The 1,655-nt window shown below is 73.2% G+C and carries 2 protein-coding genes; one reads left to right on the top strand and one right to left on the bottom strand.

Features of this window, described 5'->3' with window-relative positions; genetic code table 11:
- The coding region (locus QH283_RS04155) for an NAD(P)/FAD-dependent oxidoreductase (RefSeq protein ID WP_280501690.1) at positions 1-596 on the bottom strand (596 nt) is incomplete at its 3' end.
- Between the two features lie 183 nt (positions 597-779).
- Between QH283_RS04155 and QH283_RS04150 the strand changes: the two genes are divergently transcribed.
- Positions 780-1,412: a UdgX family uracil-DNA binding protein gene (locus QH283_RS04150; RefSeq protein WP_280501689.1), complete on the top strand. Its 633-nt coding sequence runs from the start codon at positions 780-782 to the stop codon at positions 1,410-1,412.
- The last annotated feature ends 243 nt before the right edge of the window (positions 1,413-1,655 follow it).

The raw sequence follows: 1,655 nt of genomic DNA, 5'->3' as shown, positions 1-1,655 counted from the left end.
TTATATGAGACAGCCTTGTTTAACTCGTAGACCGGCACGCCGCGCGTGTGGAGGGCGGCGGCGAGGGCGCGCAGCAGCGCCCTCGGGTCCAGCTGCGCCTGATCGGCCAGCCGCACCCCGCCGTGGAAGGGGAACGGGGTGTCCAGTGCGGGCACGTACTCGGTGGGCAGGCCCGCCGCGCGGGTCAGCTCGAACTCGGCGCGGACGTCCTCGCCCGCCGCCGGGGTCTGGGCGTAGGTGATCGCGTCCCGATGTTGCACGTCGACCCCGTGCGTGGCGCAGAAGTCGAGCAGCCAGCGCTGCCCCGCCCGGTTGGCCTCGAGATAGGTGCGCAGCGCGCCGAGCGAGCAGCGCTCGGCGATGCGGCCGGCGCGGGTGCTCTGCAGCAGGCTCACCTTGCCGGTGGTCAGCCCGGTGGTGCCGTCCCCGATCCGCCTGCCCTCCAGCACGGCCACGTCCCGGCCCGCCTCGGCCAGCAGCAGGGCGGTGACGAGCCCGGTCAGGCCCGCGCCGACCACCACGATGTCGTGGCGGTGATCGGGCGGGAGCGCGGGCCGGGTGTCGGTGTCGTCGGCGGCCGACCAGATGGTTGTCATGCGGAATGCTCCCTTTTGCTCGCCGTCCGGGTGCTGCGATCGATGTGGACGGCCGGATACCCGCAGGTCGGTGGGTGAAACGGCGGGTTGGATCCGGCGCGGCGGGTAAGGCGGTCGTGACGGCCCGGCCGGGCGGGCCGCGGCGGGCGAAGTCCGCGGAACCGACGGTGAAGGAGAGCGCCGATGACCGCTACCGACTATCTCCCCTCGGGCAGGCCCACCCTGCGCGCGCTCGCCGTCGCTGCCGAGGAGTGCCACGGCTGTGCTCTGTACCGGGACGCCACGCAGACCGTCTTCGGCGAGGGGCCCGCCGGGGCGCGCATCGTGATGATCGGCGAACAGCCGGGTGACCGGGAGGACAGAGCAGGCCACCCGTTCGTCGGTCCGGCGGGTGGCCTGCTCGACCGCGCGCTGACCGAGGCGGGCATCGCGCGCGCGGAGGTCTATCTGACGAACGCGGTCAAGCACTTCAAGTTCACCGAACGCGGTGCACGGCGAATCCACAAGCAGCCGGGCCGCACCGAGATCGTGGCCTGCGCGCCGTGGCTGGAGCAGGAGCTGCGGGTGGTGCGGCCCGCTGTGGTGGTGTGCCTCGGCGCCGTCGCGGCCAAGGCGATTCTCGGCCCGTCGGTCAAGGTCACCGAACAACGCGGCGCGGTGCTCGAGCAGCCGGACTTCGCGGTGGTCGCCACCGTGCACCCGTCCTCGGTGCTGCGTGCCCCCGACCGCGGGCCCGCCTACGAGGCGTTCGTCGCCGACCTGCGTGTGGTCGCGGAGCTGTGTGAGAGTCCCCGGTTCGGGGAGCGGAAGATCTGAAACGCGATTGCGTGCCGATAACCTGCCCTGACCAGCGGAGCAGCCGTTGACGGCGTGTCGCTGTCGTCGGGCGTGTCGCGCGGATCGAGCTCGGCAGTGACCGTGCCCGGCCGGAAACGAACCGGTCCCCGGCGCGCACCGCGTCGGGGACCGGATCTCTCAGCGATTCGCTCGGCCGCGGCCGGCTCAGCCCTGGGACCGGCGGCGCCCGCCGCCCGACCCGGCCGCCCCACGGGCCCCGCG

Source organism: Nocardia farcinica, from assembly GCF_029867845.1.
GTDB lineage: Bacteria > Actinomycetota > Actinomycetes > Mycobacteriales > Mycobacteriaceae > Nocardia > Nocardia farcinica_A.
Note: the sequence above shows the minus strand (reverse complement) of the source record. Positions and strands in the feature narration are given on the sequence as shown.

Bases quoted from the DNA above. Each gene is read 5' to 3' on its own strand.
- QH283_RS04150 (WP_280501689.1), top strand. From the start codon at position 780: ATGACCGCTACCGACTATCTCCCCTCGGGCAGGCCCACCCTGCGCGCG.